This window comes from Stenotrophomonas sp. STEN033 (assembly GCF_056856655.1).
The window spans coordinates 1-12681 of record NZ_JBXFWM010000092.1 but is presented as its reverse complement, the minus strand read 5'-3'; the positions used below and the strand labels follow the sequence as shown (position 1 = coordinate 12681).

The 12681-nt window shown below is 64.9% G+C and carries 11 protein-coding genes; 4 read left to right on the top strand and 7 right to left on the bottom strand.

The features are described 5' to 3' along the window. Window positions 1-188: 188 nt before the first annotated feature. A complete protein-coding gene (locus tag AC1VXC_RS19955) occupies window positions 189-461 on the bottom strand; it encodes a metal/formaldehyde-sensitive transcriptional repressor (protein ID WP_313172822.1) in 273 nt (90 codons plus the stop codon). 62 nt (window positions 462-523) lie between these two features. Here AC1VXC_RS19955 and dmeF point away from each other — a divergent pair, with 62 nt between their 5' ends. Beyond that, a complete protein-coding gene (dmeF, locus tag AC1VXC_RS19950) occupies window positions 524-1510 on the top strand; it encodes a CDF family Co(II)/Ni(II) efflux transporter DmeF (protein WP_313493952.1) in 987 nt (328 codons plus the stop codon). Between the two features lie 162 nt (window positions 1511-1672). Here dmeF and AC1VXC_RS19945 read toward each other — a convergent pair whose 3' ends face one another. Beyond that, window positions 1673-2308, bottom strand: coding sequence for a response regulator transcription factor (locus tag AC1VXC_RS19945; RefSeq protein ID WP_313172820.1), 636 nt, complete (start codon window positions 2306-2308; stop codon window positions 1673-1675). Further along, window positions 2305-3411, bottom strand: coding sequence for a sensor histidine kinase (locus AC1VXC_RS19940; RefSeq protein ID WP_481539838.1), 1107 nt, complete (start codon window positions 3409-3411; stop codon window positions 2305-2307). Before AC1VXC_RS19940 ends, AC1VXC_RS19945 begins: the two co-directional genes overlap by 4 nt. Before the next feature lie 167 nt (window positions 3412-3578). Here AC1VXC_RS19940 and AC1VXC_RS19935 point away from each other — a divergent pair, with 167 nt between their 5' ends. Continuing rightward, on the top strand, window positions 3579-4298 hold the full coding sequence (locus tag AC1VXC_RS19935) for a DUF2306 domain-containing protein (RefSeq protein WP_313172818.1): 720 nt from the start codon (window positions 3579-3581) through the stop codon (window positions 4296-4298). 114 nt (window positions 4299-4412) lie between these two features. Here the strand turns inward: AC1VXC_RS19935 and phhA are convergent, their stop codons facing one another. Continuing rightward, window positions 4413-5303 carry a phenylalanine 4-monooxygenase gene (phhA, locus tag AC1VXC_RS19930; RefSeq protein ID WP_313172817.1) on the bottom strand — a complete coding sequence of 297 codons (891 nt, stop codon included), beginning with the start codon at window positions 5301-5303 and terminating at the stop codon, window positions 4413-4415. Between the two features lie 132 nt (window positions 5304-5435). Here phhA and AC1VXC_RS19925 point away from each other — a divergent pair, with 132 nt between their 5' ends. Beyond that, window positions 5436-5918 carry an Lrp/AsnC family transcriptional regulator gene (locus tag AC1VXC_RS19925; protein WP_282271903.1) on the top strand — a complete coding sequence of 161 codons (483 nt, stop codon included), beginning with the start codon at window positions 5436-5438 and terminating at the stop codon, window positions 5916-5918. 157 nt (window positions 5919-6075) lie between these two features. Here AC1VXC_RS19925 and AC1VXC_RS19920 read toward each other — a convergent pair whose 3' ends face one another. Continuing rightward, complete coding sequence (locus tag AC1VXC_RS19920) at window positions 6076-7110, bottom strand: patatin-like phospholipase family protein (RefSeq protein ID WP_313172816.1); 1035 nt, start codon at window positions 7108-7110, stop codon at window positions 6076-6078. Between the two features lie 275 nt (window positions 7111-7385). After that, complete coding sequence (locus AC1VXC_RS19915) at window positions 7386-8399, bottom strand: TIGR00266 family protein (protein WP_313172815.1); 1014 nt, start codon at window positions 8397-8399, stop codon at window positions 7386-7388. Between the two features lie 173 nt (window positions 8400-8572). Here AC1VXC_RS19915 and AC1VXC_RS19910 point away from each other — a divergent pair, with 173 nt between their 5' ends. Further along, complete coding sequence (locus AC1VXC_RS19910; RefSeq protein ID WP_313172814.1) at window positions 8573-10900, top strand: TonB-dependent receptor; 2328 nt, start codon at window positions 8573-8575, stop codon at window positions 10898-10900. A gap of 420 nt (window positions 10901-11320) precedes the next feature. On the opposite strand, the gene AC1VXC_RS19905 is transcribed toward AC1VXC_RS19910, so the two are convergent. Next, window positions 11321-12427 carry a glycoside hydrolase family 18 protein gene (locus AC1VXC_RS19905; RefSeq protein WP_313172813.1) on the bottom strand — a complete coding sequence of 369 codons (1107 nt, stop codon included), beginning with the start codon at window positions 12425-12427 and terminating at the stop codon, window positions 11321-11323. Window positions 12428-12681 lie beyond the last annotated feature (254 nt).

The window sequence follows — 12681 nt, the reverse complement described above, 5'->3', positions numbered from 1 at the left end:
CATGCTCGGCAGAGGCCTTACCGGCATACGGGCTGTTGGCGCGGCTCCAGCGGCGAAGCTGGCTATGTTGCAATCATCGGTGTGTTGGCAATCTGATGGTTCGTGAGCTTCGCGGCTGACGCCGCTCCCACAACCGCTGGTTGGGTTGCGGGTAACGCCCCTTGCCGAGCATGGCTCGGCACTACCGGTCACTTCGCGTGGCGCTTCATCAGCTCGAGCAATACCTCGGCTTCCTGCGCGCGCTTGGCCGGGTCCTTTTCCGCGACGACATGGTCGCTCAGGTGCCCGGCCATCACTTCCAGCATCAGCCCGTGCATGGCGCCTTTGGCGGCGGCGATCTGCACCAGCACGCCGTCGCAGTCGTCGCCGCTTTCCAGTGCCTGTTCCAGGGCCGCTACCTGACCGGCGATGCGCCGCACCCGGGTCAGCAGCTTTTTCTTGTCGCGTTGGATATGAGCCATGGCTGGCATCATATACCCCTTGGGGGTATAGAATCACGCCGTCCTTCTTCCAACCCACCGCCATGCAACTCGACGCGCTCGCCCAATCCCGCCGCCACAGCCATGCTTTCAGCGAAGGCAATCCGATGGCGGAGAAGAACACCCGGCGCGCGATGGTGCTGACCATTGTGATGATGGTGATCGAGATCGCCGGCGGCTGGTGGTTCAACTCGATGGCGGTGCTGGCCGATGGCTGGCATATGAGCTCGCATGCGCTGGCGCTTGGTCTGGCGGCTTTTGCCTATGCCTGCGCGCGGCGTTACCGCGATGATCCACGCTTTGCCTTCGGGACCTGGAAGATCGAGATCCTGGCGGGGTTCACCAGCGCGATCCTGTTGCTGGGGGTTGCCGCGATCATGGCGTTCGAGTCCATCCTGCGCGTGTTCAAACCCAGTCCCATCCACTACCAGCAGGCCATTGCAATCGCGGTGGTCGGCTTGGCGGTGAACCTGCTGTGTGCATGGTGGCTGCGCGATCAACACCACCATCATGGTCACGACCACGGGCATGACCACCACGGGCATGGCGGCCACCACCACCATCATCACCATGATCTGAACCAGCGCTCGGCCTACCTGCATGTACTGGCCGATGCAGCGACCTCGGTGCTGGCGATCATCGCCCTGCTCGGTGGCCTGTACTTCGGCGCCTCCTGGCTGGACCCGCTGATGGGCATCGTTGGCGCGGTACTGGTGTCGGTCTGGGCCTGGGGTCTGATCAGGCAGACTGGCGGCGTGCTGCTGGATGCGGAGATGGACGCGCCGGTGGTGGCCGAGATCCGCGAGGCGGTGGAGCAGGGGGAGGTGCCTGCCCGGATCAGTGACCTGCATGTCTGGCAGGTTGGCCGTGGCCGCTACGCGTGCGCGATGGAAGTGGTGACCGAGACCATGGTGGCGCCGGAAGTGTTCCATCGCGCCTTGGCGATCCACGAGGAGATCGTGCACGTGACGGTCGAGGTGCGTAGTGCCGAGCCATGCTCGGCAGGGGCTTTACCTGTGCACCAGTTGTAGGAGCGGCGTAAGCCGCGAAGCCAACAACGCTGGAACAACCGATAAATTCGCGAGCTGATGGGCTGGTGGCTTCGCGGCTTACGCCGCTCCCACAACGGCGGACACGCTAACGGTAAAGCCCTTGCCGAGCATGGCTCGGCACTACGGCTTCGTTCGGTGGCGCTAGATCACCCGCAGGGTGATGGCTTTCAGTACCGCGCGGGTGCGGTCGCGGGTGTCGAGCTTGTCGAGGATGGTCGACACGTAGTTCTTCACCGTGCCTTCGGCCAGGAACAGGCTGCCGGCGATCTCGCGGTTGCTGTAGCCACCGGCCATCAGCCGCAGCACCGCGACTTCCTTCTGGCTGAACAACTCCTTCGGCGCGTCATCGGCGTGGTAGCGATAACGCTGCCGCACCGCATCGGTGCTGACCGGCTGCAACAAGGTCTGTCCGGCGATGGCACGCACGATGGCGTCATGCAGGTCCTCCGGTGCCGCATCCTTCAGCAGGAAACCCTGTGCGCCGGCTTCGGTGGCACGCAGCAGCAGGTCGCTCTCGTCGAAGGTGGTCAGGAACACGCATGGTGTTTGATCGCCGCGCCCGCGCAGGGCTTTCAAGGCCTGGATGCCGTCCAGGCCCGGCATGCGGATGTCCGACAGGATCAGCTGCACCGGCTGCTGTGCAATCTGTTCGAGCAGGGCGTCGCCGCTGTCGGCTTCGAACACGATGGTGATGCCAAGTTGCTGCAGCAGGGCGCGCAGGCCGGCGCGGATCAGGGCCTGGTCGTCGACCAGGGCAATGCGGGGGGATTCGTTCATGCGGGCAATTCCACACGAATCTGCAGGGCACCGGAAGCAGCACGTTGCAGCTGCAGGCTGCCGCCTTGTTGGTCCACGCGTTCGCGCATGCCGGTCAGGCCATTGCCAGGGCGTGGTTCGCCGCGCAACTGGCCATCGTCTTCCATCGCCAGCAGCAAGCGTCCGTCGCGGCGTTGCAGGGCAACCTGCAGCACCGTGGCGTCGCTGTGGCGGGCACTGTTGGTCAGCGCCTCCTGCACACAGCGCAGCAGGGTTTCGGCCTTGGCGGTATCGCTGAGCTGCACGTCGGCATCCAGCTGCAGTTGCAGGCGTGGGCGCGGCAAGGGTGCGGCCAGCGCGTGCAGGGCGGTATCCATGTCGAGTTGGCCGCTGTCGCGCAGGCAATGCACCACGGCGCGGATATCGCCCAGCAACTCGGCGGACAGTTGTTCGCACAGGGCCAGCTCGGGCGCTGCATCCGTGCGGCCGGCAAGCGCGCGCAGGTGCAGGCGCAGGGCAGTGAGTTTGTGCCCGGCGACATCATGCAGCTCACGCGACAAGCGCAGCCGTTCCACGTCGCGGGATCTTTCAGCGAGCAGGGCGCGGGTGGCCAGCAGGTCGGCGTTGACCAGCGCCAGCCGGTCGCGCGCCTGCTCGGCGCTGCGCGCGTAGTGCGTGGTGAGCATGGCGAAGGCCTGGAAGCCGGCGAAGATCAACACCACCGCAGCCGGGTGACTGTGCACGTCGCGCAGCACCAGGTACATGCCCAGGTTGACCAGCAGCATCACCACCAATGTGATGCGCAGTGGCCAACTCATTGCCACCTGGGCGGCCAGCATCACCAGCAGGGCGGGCGCGACGCCGCTGCTGGCGGCCAGGCGGATCACCGCCAGCGCTGCCGCTGCCTCGACCAGCAGCGCCACGCTGCGCTGCGGCGACGGGCGCTCGTAGCTGGCGGCAAACAGAAAGGCGAGCAGGAACAGCAGTGCACTGCCCCAGCGCAGGGCCATCTGCTCGCCGGAGCCATAGGGCAGGGTGGCCGCTACCGCCAGCCAGGTCAGCAGGCCGGCGAGGTTGAGCGGGTGCAGCAGCCTGTGCCAGCGCGAACGGGGAGTGATTTCCATGCACGCATGCTGGTGGGCGCAGGCCTCAGCGGCAAGGGGTATGCAGCAGAAAGTGACTTCCGGCAGGGTCGATCAATGACTGCCGCGACTGCTGTGGCCGCAGCGGCTCACGCACGCTGTGCACAGGCCATCGCACTCCGCCGGCCGTCACTGGAGAGAGCTTCCCCATGCCTGGATATTCCCTGATCGTCGCGCTGCATGTGCTGGCCGGCGTGGTCGCCCTGGCCGGCTTCTGGTCGGCGGCGTTCATGAAGAAGGGTTCGCCGCGGCATCGTGCGCTGGGCAAGGTGTATCTGGTAGCGATGGCGGTGATCGTGGTTACCGCGCTGCCGATCACCGTCCAGTTCGCTTTCTTCCGCCAGCAGCCGCTGTCGGCCTTGTTCCTGGCCTACCTGATGGCGATCACCGGCAACGCGACGTGGCTGGCCTGGCGCGCGGTCACCGACAAGCGCGATTGGAAGAAGCTGGTGTCACGGCCGGGTTGGCATCTGGCGGTGTGGCCGATGGTGATCCTGGCGCTGGTGGTTGTGGGCACCGGCATCCAGCATCGCCAGCCCTTGTTTCTGGGGTTCTCGTCGATTGGCCTGTGGGTGGGCTGGCGCATGCTGAAGTTCGCCCGCCGCGGGCCGTCGCGTCCGGATTGGGCGTTTCGCCAGCACTACCAGTCGATCCTGGGTGCCGGCATTGCTACCCATGTGGCGTTCCTCGGCATTGGCATGCGTCCGCTATGGCAGTGGCTGCGCAGCCACACCACGGTGCCGGCATTGCTGATCGAGCTGTTCCCGTGGGCGGCACCGTTGCTGGTGGCGGTAGCCGTTGGGCTCTATCTGGACCGCAAGTATGGTGGGCGGCGGGTGGCCAAGGTGGCAGCGGCGAAGGCGCAGTGAGCTGCCGCCGTCCCGAGACGTTTGGAAGTCCCCGGGTGCGCTTCGCTTACCCGGGCTACAGAGCACAGAAGCCGCCCTTGGGCGGCTTCTTCCGTTGCAGCGAGGTGGGCTGGCTCAGACGTCGCCGCCGTCGGCCCAGCCTTCGCCGCTGCCGCGCTGGAACACCGTGTCACCGTCCTGCACGTCGCCGGCAGGCAGATGTTCGGCGTCGGCCAGGCGGGCGTAGATCGGGGTGAAGTCCGGTTCGGTCGCGGCCATCAGCTGCTCGAAGCCGTCGATGACGAAATAGCTCTTCTGGAAGGTATCAATGCGGTAGCGGGTGCGCATGATCCGCTCCAGGTCAAAACCAATCCGGTTCGGTGCGGCCGACTCCAGCGAATACAGCGACTCACCCTTGGACGACACGATGCCGGCGCCATAGATGCGCAGGCCATCGGCGGTGTTGATCAGGCCGAACTCCACCGTGTACCAGTACAGGCGGGTCAGGTTCTGCAACGCATCCGGGCCGATCGCGTGGGCTTTGACGCCACCGCGGCCATAGGCGGCCATGTAGTCGGCGAACACCGGGTTCATCAGCAGCGGCACATGCCCGAACAGGTCGTGGAACAGGTCCGGTTCGGCGATGTAGTCGATCTGGTCCGGGCGGCGGATCCACCAGGTCACCGGGAAGCGGCGGTTGGCCAGGTGATCGAAGAAATCGAGTTCGGGCAGCAGGCCTTCCACGCCGACCAGGGTCCAGCCGGTGGCCGCGCCCAGCACTTCATTGAGCTGGTCGAAGCGCGGAATCATGTGCTCGCTCATGCCCATCTCGTCCTGGGCATCGAGGAATTCCTGGCAGGCACGGCCGACCAGCAGTTCGCGCTGGCGCTGGTACAAGGTGCTCCAGGTGGCATGGTCGTCGGCGCTGTAGCCGTCCCAGGGCTGCTCCACCACGGCGGTGGTATAGACCGGCACGTAACCCTTGTCGGTCTGCTGGTGTTCGACGCGGCGCGGGTTGGCTTCCATGGCGGCAGCTCCTGAAGGGAATAGATAACCGCATGGTAGGAAGCCTGCCGCGCAACAGGTGTGCGTAATTGCGCTGCCAGTCGGTTATGACGCAATATTGTTGCGTCCATTCAATGGTGCGGAGCAACAAAGATGGCGTCGGTGAATCTTGATCGCACGGATCTGCGGCTTCTGGTCGAAATCCAGCAGCATGGCCGCGCCACCAACGCCGAGCTCGCGGCGCGGGTGAATCTCTCGCCGTCGGCCTGCCTGCGGCGAGTGCAGCGGCTGGAAGCGGAAGGCGTGATCGCCGGTTACGGCGCACGGCTGGAGCCGCGCGCGATCGGGCTGGGCCTGCAGGCCTTCGTGCGCGTGCAGTTGTCCAAGCACGGCCAGGCGGCCATCGATCACTTCGTGCAGGCGGTGCAGCTATGGGATGAGGTGGTGGCCTGCCATGCGCTGACCGGCGACATGGACTATCTGCTGCAGGTCTACGTACGCGACCTGGACCACTTCTCGGAATTCCTGCTCGACAAGCTGCTCAACGCGGCCGGTGTTGCCGACGTCAATTCCAGCTTCGTGCTGCGCACGGTGAAGGAGTTCCGCGCCCTGCCGCTGTCGCAGCTGGGGCGGTGAAGAAGGGTTGGTGTTGCAGCTTTCAAGCCCCTCTCCCGCACGCGGGAGAGGGGTTGGGGTGAGGGCGCTTCTGCTGTTGAGCTCTTGATCTGAAGGTCTATCAGCTTCGCGGCTTACGCCGCTCCCACAAAAGACTCTGCTGCCCTGCCGTTGACCCTCAACGCGCGGGCGCGTTGCAGTTCTTCTCGATGCCGCGCAGCTTCTCGATGCGGCTGCGGCTGTCCTGGCAACGCTGGTGCGCTTCGGCCTGTACGGCCGCAGCACGTGCCTCGGCATTGCGTGCGGTGGCTAGACGCGCCTGTTGCAGGCGGGCAATACCCGCGCGGATCTGCGGCATCGCCGCCATCGCCGCCTTCTCGCCTTCGAGGATGGCGCGGCCACGCTGCTCGAAATCAGCCGCGCCGATGTCCAGCACCGCCGGGCGGATCACCACGTCGGCGCGTGCCAGTTCCTGCTCGCCCAGGCGCTGGCCCATGATGGTGATCGACTGGCCCACCGCACCCAGCAGGCCGGTCGGGCGCTGGCCGGTGGCGCGGCTGGAGATATCCACTGCGATAACGAACTCGGCCCCCAGCTGCTTGGCCGCATCCACCGGCACCGGGCTGACCACACCGCCGTCCACATAACTCTTGCCACCGATGATCACCGGCTCGAACACGCCGGGGATGGAGCTGGAAGCGCGCACCGCCTGGCCGACATTGCCGCGCACGAACACCGCGCGCTCACCGGTTTCCAGCTGCGTGGCAACTGCGGCGAAGGGCTTTTCAAGTTGTTCTGCGCGCTTGTTGCCGACCTGCGCGTTGACGTAGTCCTGCAGCTTCTGGCCCTGCACCAGGCCGCCGGAGAACAGGCGGATATCGCGGATGCTGGCTTCGTCCAGCGCGACGGCCTTCTGCTGCATCTGGAAGGCGTTCATGCCGCTGGCATACAGCGCACCCACTACGCTGCCAGCGCTGGTGCCGGACACCACCACCGGCTCAAAGCCGTTGGCTTCCAGCATCTTGATCACGCCGATATGGGCGAAACCCTTGGCTGCGCCGCCGCCCAATGCCACGCCGATCTTGACCGGCCTTACCGGCGTGGTCGGCTGCACCGCTGCCGGCGGAGTGGGCTTGGTGTTCTCGCCGCCACAGGCTGCCAGCAGACCGAACAAAGAGAGGGACAGCAGCAGACGGACGTTGCGCGCTTTCATGATGAACAGGGGGCGTTGGAAAGGGCGCCAGCATAGCGCTTTGCGCTGGGAGGACACCTGGCAGCAAGCGGAGCCGTTTAGGTGGGGCTGCGATTCGGGTTCAGTGTGTCGAGGGAATGAGATCGCCATCCCCGCGCAGGCGGGGATCGCTCCGGCTTTTGAGGCTACCGCTTGAGCAAAAGCAAAGGCAGGAGCGATTCCCGCCTGCGCGGGAATGACGAGCCAAAGCCCAAAGCCAAGCCCACGGTTACGCTGGGCTTGGCTCCAGCAAGCAATCAGAACTTGTTGTCGCCATCCAGCAAGCGGCCCAGCCCACCCAGCACCGAGCCCTCACCGCGGCTCTGCCCACCGCCCTGCGGTGCGGCGGCATACATGCGGCCGGCCAGGCGCGAGAACGGCAGCGATTGCAGCCAGACCTTGCCCGGCCCGGTCAGGGTCGCCAGGAACACGCCTTCGCCACCGAAGAACATGCTCTTCAGGCCGGCTACGCGACGCACGTCCATATCCACACCGGCGTGGTAAGCCACCACGCAGCCGGTATCCACGTCGATGCGCTCGCCTGCGGCCAGCTCGCGTTCCACCACGCAGCCGCCGGCGTGCACGAACACCCAGCCGTCGCCCTCGAGCTTCTGCATGATGAAACCTTCGCCGCCGAACAGGCCGGTCATCACCTTGCGCTGGAAATGCACACCCACCTGCACGCCGCGCGCGCCGGCCAGGAAGCTGTCCTTCTGGCAGATCAGCTTGCCACCGTGCTGGTCCAGTTTCATCGGGATCACGGTGCCGGGGTAGGGTGCGGCGAAGGCGACCTTGGCCTTGCCGTTGCCGGTGTGGGTGAACACGGTGGCGAACAGGCTCTCACCGGTGATCACGCGCTTGCCGGCCGACATCAGCTTGTCCATGAAGCCACCGCCCTGGCCCTCGTGGCGGCCGTCACCGAACACGGTGTCCATCTGTACCGTGGAATCCTTGAACATCAGTGCGCCGGCCTCGGCGATCGCGCTTTCGCCCGGGTCGAGTTCGATTTCCACGAACTGCATCTCATGCCCGATGATGCGGAAGTCGATATCGTCGGCACGGTTGCCCCTGCCACCCACCGGCGGCGGCGTCGGCGGCGGGCCGGCCTGGCCGCCGAAGTCGGCGATTTCGGTCACCGCCTGCCAGCCCTGCATGCCCTCGCGCCAGGCCAAGGCCTGGCGGCTGCCCTGGGCAAAACGGCGCGCGGCCTCGTCGTCCAAGGGGCCGACGCGGTCGGCCTGGCCGGGAATGTGGAAATACCATTGAGTCATGGCAAGGTGCCTGGGCGGGAAGGAAGCCCCAAGTCTATGCGGCGCCGGGGCCAGATACCCCTGACAGGCGTCATGCTGCTGAATACCTGAACGATTGCGATACGAATGTTGTACTGCAACAATTCCGTGCTAGGCGCAGTTCCCCATTCCTCCTCAACAGGCCCTTCTCCGCCATGTCCCCGACCCGTACCGTCCGCCGCCGCCTGCCGGCAGCGCATCCGCTGTTTGTCGCCGTTCTCGCCGTACTGCCACTTACCGCTGCCGCGCAGGATGCGACCCCGGCCCAGAAGGAAGCCGCCACGCTGGATGCGGTGAAGGTCACCGCCGCACGCAAGGTGGAAAACATCCAGGACGTGCCGGTGTCGATCAGCACCGTCAGCGGCGAGAAGCTCGACGCGCTGGCCTCCGGTGGTACCGACGTGCGTTACCTGTCCGGCCGCGTGCCCAGCCTGAACATCGAATCCTCGTTCGGCCGCGCCTTCCCGCGCTTCTACATCCGCGGTTACGGCAACACCGACTTCCGCCTCAACACCTCGCAGCCGGTCTCGCTGGTGTACGACGACATCGTGCAGGAAAACCCGATCCTCAAGGGCTTCCCGATCTTCGACGTGGAACAGGTGGAAGTGCTGCGCGGCCCGCAGGGTTCGCTGTTCGGCCGCAATACCCCGGCCGGCGTGGTCAAGTTCGACTCGGTGCGTCCGTCGCAGGAGTTCGAAGGCTATGGCAAGGTCGGCTACGGCAGCGACAACCTGTGGAACGTGGAAGCCGCCGTCGGTGGCGCTCTGAGCGCGCGCTGGTCGGCACGTGTGTCGGCCTTGTACCAGCGTCGCGACGATTGGGTGAAGAACACCGGCACCGGTCCGAATGACGGCCTGGAAGGCTATGACGAATCGGCCGTACGTGCGCAGTTCCTGTACGAGGGCGACAACTTCGAAGCGCTGCTGGGTGCGCACAAGCGTCACCTCAACGGCACCGCGCGCCTGTTCCGCGGCAACATCTTCAGGAAGGGCAGCAACGACTTCGTGCCCGGCTTCGACGAGAACAAGGTGTCGATCGACGGCCTGAACCACTCCGAGCTCGACAGCAGCGGTGCCAATGCGCGCCTGAGCTGGGACCTGGGCAACTACAAGCTGTCCTCGATCACCGGCTATGAAACCGTCGACACCTTCAGCGTCGGCGACATCGACGGCACGTCGGGTCCTTACTTCACGCCTGAGGTACCGTTTGCTTCGGAAACCGCCGATGGCATCCCCAGCCACTCGCAGTGGACCCAGGAGCTGCGCCTTGAATCGCAGAACGAAGGCCCGCTGAACTGGCAGGCCGGCGTGTTCTATTTCAAGGAAGACTACGACGTCGACAGCGTCAGCTACGACAGCACCAACGGCAGCAAGCAGGATGGCTTCCAGCGCATCAACCAGACCAATGATGCGTGGGCGGTGTTCGGCGGCCTGAACTTCCAGGCGACCGACAAGCTGGAACTGCGCGCCGGCGTGCGTTACACCGTCGACAAGAAGGACCTGAAGGTCAAGGATTACTGGAACACCGGCTTCTCGCCGTGCATTGCACCGACCCTGACCACGCCCCCGGGTATTGCCAAGTGCGACCTCGCCGGTCTGCTTGCCGCGCAGCAGGACGCCTATGCCAAGGGTGATGCTGTTGATCCCTACCTGTCGGCCTCGACCAAGGACAAGAAGTTCAACTGGGACTTCTCGGCCACCTACGCCGTCAACGACACCGTCAATGTCTACGGCCGCGTCGCCACCGGCTTCCGCGGCAGTTCGATCCAGTCGGCGGGTGCCTTCAACAACAAGACCGTGGCCGATCCGGAAACCGTGCTGTCGTTCGAGGCTGGCGTGAAGGCCGATTTCTGGGACAACCGTGCGCGCTTGAATGCCAGCGTCTACCACTACCGGGTCAAGGATCAGCAGCTGACCGCCGTGGGCGGCGCAGGCGGCAATGCCAACATCCTGCTGAATGCCGACAAGAGCGTGGGCCAGGGCTTCGAGCTGGATCTGCAGGCCTACCTGACCGACAACCTGCTGGTCACCCTGGGCAGCGGCTACAACCACACCGAGATCAAGGACTCCGATCTGAGCGTGGCGCCGTGCTTCTCCTGCACCGTGACCAATCCGGTCGTCAACGGCAAGGTGCTGATCAACGGCAATTCGCTGCCGCAGGCACCGGAGTGGACCCACAACATGACCGCACGCTGGTCGCTGCCGCTGGCTGATGGCACGCAGTTGTATGTGTTCACCGACTGGGCCTACCGCAGCGAAGTGAATTTCTTCCTGTACGAGTCCAAGGAATTCACCGGCAAGTCGCTGCTGGAAGGCGGCCTGCGCGTGGGTTACCAGTGGAATGATGGTGACTACGACGTGGCGCTGTACGGCCGCAACATCACCAACCAGATCCGCGCCACCGGCGGCATCGACTTCAACAACCTCACCGGCTTCATCAACGAACCGCGTCTGTGGGGCGTGGAGTTCAAGACCCGCTTCTAAGCGCAGGCTTGTGTGCTGCAACGCAGAAGGCGCGGAGCAATCCGCGCCTTCTGCATTCCTGTAGTGCCGAGCCATGCTCGGCAAGAGGCCTTGCAGATAGCCCAGCCGATCACCTGTGGGAGCGGCGTAAGCCGCGAAGCCTGGAGTCGATCAGACTGCGGTCGTGCTTGCGATTCAAGCAATGCAGGCTTCGCGGCTGACGCCGCTCCCACAAATGAGGGTCGGTGAAGTCTCTGCCGAGCATGGCTCGGCACTACTTGGCGGTGCAGTGCGCGGCCAATCTAGCCCTTCTCCCGCATGCGGGAGAGGGGTTGGGGTGAGGGCAGCTTTTGCGGGGAAGGACCCTTGCCGAGCATGGCTCGGCACTACGGTTGGAGTTACCGGTGAAGCGCCTGCCGAGCATGGCTCGGCACTACCGGGTCAGCGCAATGCCTCATGCAACACATCCAGCAATTGCTCGTTGTCATCACCGCGCTGCTCCCAGTACATGATGCCGCCAAGGCCTTGTTGCTTCACGTAGTTGGCCTTGATCCGCAGCGACTGCGGATCGTCGTAGCTGACCATGCGTCGCTCCTTGGCATTCCACAGCCACGGCACCTGCGCTTCCTCGTCCCAATGGCGTTCCCAATCGGCTGCGTTGAGGCGGGTATGGACGATGTCACGCCAGGTAATGAAGCCACCTTCCTTGGTGAACTTCTGGAAGCGACCGTTGTTGTCCGTGCCGACATCACCAAAGGTGCGGCCATAGAAGGGTACGCCGACATTGATCTTGGAGGCAGGCACCCCCGCATCGAGGAAGTACTTCACCGCATCCACGGTGGTGCGGCCCTGCGGCGTAGCCAGCGGTGAGCGCGCAAGCCCGGAGTGATGTCCGGTGGTCTTGGTCAGGCTGCCGTAGAAGTCGTAGGTCATCAGATTGATCCAATCCAATGAGTTGGCGATGCGCGGCAGTTCCAGGCCTTCGGCGGCGCGGCCTTCGGCGGCGGCGATGGTCAGCAGGTAATGGCGCTTGCCCTTGCCTTCACGATCCAGGCGCGCACGCAGTTCTTCCAGCAGCACGGTGAAGTTCTGGCGATCATCCGGGCTGTGGCTGATGTCGGCATCGCCGAGCGTGGGGTATTCCCAGTCGATATCCAGGCCGTCGAGCTTGAACTGGTGCATCAGCGCAACACTGCTGTCGATGAAGCGCGCGCGTGCCGGTGCGGTGGCGGCGGCTTCGGAGAAGTTGCCGGCACCCCAGCCGCCGATCGACAACACGATCTGCAGTGACGGATTGTCCGCACGCTTGGCGACCACGGCGTGCAGGCGTGCCGGATCGACGTTTTCTGGCAGGTAGACGGTGCCGTCCAGGCGAACCACGGCGAATGCGAAGTTCACCACGTCGAGCTTCTGTGCAGACAACTGCAGCGGCTCGGGGCTGTCCATCACATAGCCGATCAGGCGCGGCGGTTGTGCTTGTACGGCGAAAGGCAGCAATGCGGCGAGCAACAGCGCCTGCAGGCGTGGACTGCGAAGGAATACAGGCATGAGAGGTCCCGTAATGAGAGGACCCCGGACTGTAACCGTAGACGCACAGTGCAGTGGCAGGCAGTGACGTCGGAAACCATCGGGCCCACGGTAGAGCCGAGCCATGCTCGGCTGGGGCGTTACCGGTAAGCCTGCCGAAGGCCTTGTAGGAGCGGCGTCATCCCCGCCGCCGGGCATGTTTCTATCGCGGGGATGAGGGCGCTCTGATTGACCATATGGGTGGCGGCGGTCGCCCGGCCCACGGAATCGGGGGG

What these genes read in the sequence shown, in the direction of transcription:
- phhA (WP_313172817.1), bottom strand. Translation starts at nt 5,303, where the DNA reads ATGGAAGCCAACCCGCGCCGCGTCGAACACCAGCAGACCGACAAGGGT.
- AC1VXC_RS19940 (WP_481539838.1), bottom strand. Translation starts at nt 3,411, where the DNA reads ATGGAAATCACTCCCCGTTCGCGCTGGCACAGGCTGCTGCACCCGCTC.
- AC1VXC_RS19925 (WP_282271903.1), top strand. Translation starts at nt 5,436, where the DNA reads ATGGCGTCGGTGAATCTTGATCGCACGGATCTGCGGCTTCTGGTCGAA.
- dmeF (WP_313493952.1), top strand. Translation starts at nt 524, where the DNA reads ATGCAACTCGACGCGCTCGCCCAATCCCGCCGCCACAGCCATGCTTTC.
- AC1VXC_RS19920 (WP_313172816.1), bottom strand. Translation starts at nt 7,110, where the DNA reads ATGAAAGCGCGCAACGTCCGTCTGCTGCTGTCCCTCTCTTTGTTCGGT.
- AC1VXC_RS19905 (WP_313172813.1), bottom strand. Translation starts at nt 12,427, where the DNA reads ATGCCTGTATTCCTTCGCAGTCCACGCCTGCAGGCGCTGTTGCTCGCC.
- AC1VXC_RS19915 (WP_313172815.1), bottom strand. Translation starts at nt 8,399, where the DNA reads ATGACTCAATGGTATTTCCACATTCCCGGCCAGGCCGACCGCGTCGGC.
- AC1VXC_RS19910 (WP_313172814.1), top strand. Translation starts at nt 8,573, where the DNA reads ATGTCCCCGACCCGTACCGTCCGCCGCCGCCTGCCGGCAGCGCATCCG.
- AC1VXC_RS19945 (WP_313172820.1), bottom strand. Translation starts at nt 2,308, where the DNA reads ATGAACGAATCCCCCCGCATTGCCCTGGTCGACGACCAGGCCCTGATC.
- AC1VXC_RS19935 (WP_313172818.1), top strand. Translation starts at nt 3,579, where the DNA reads ATGCCTGGATATTCCCTGATCGTCGCGCTGCATGTGCTGGCCGGCGTG.
- AC1VXC_RS19955 (WP_313172822.1), bottom strand. Translation starts at nt 461, where the DNA reads ATGGCTCATATCCAACGCGACAAGAAAAAGCTGCTGACCCGGGTGCGG.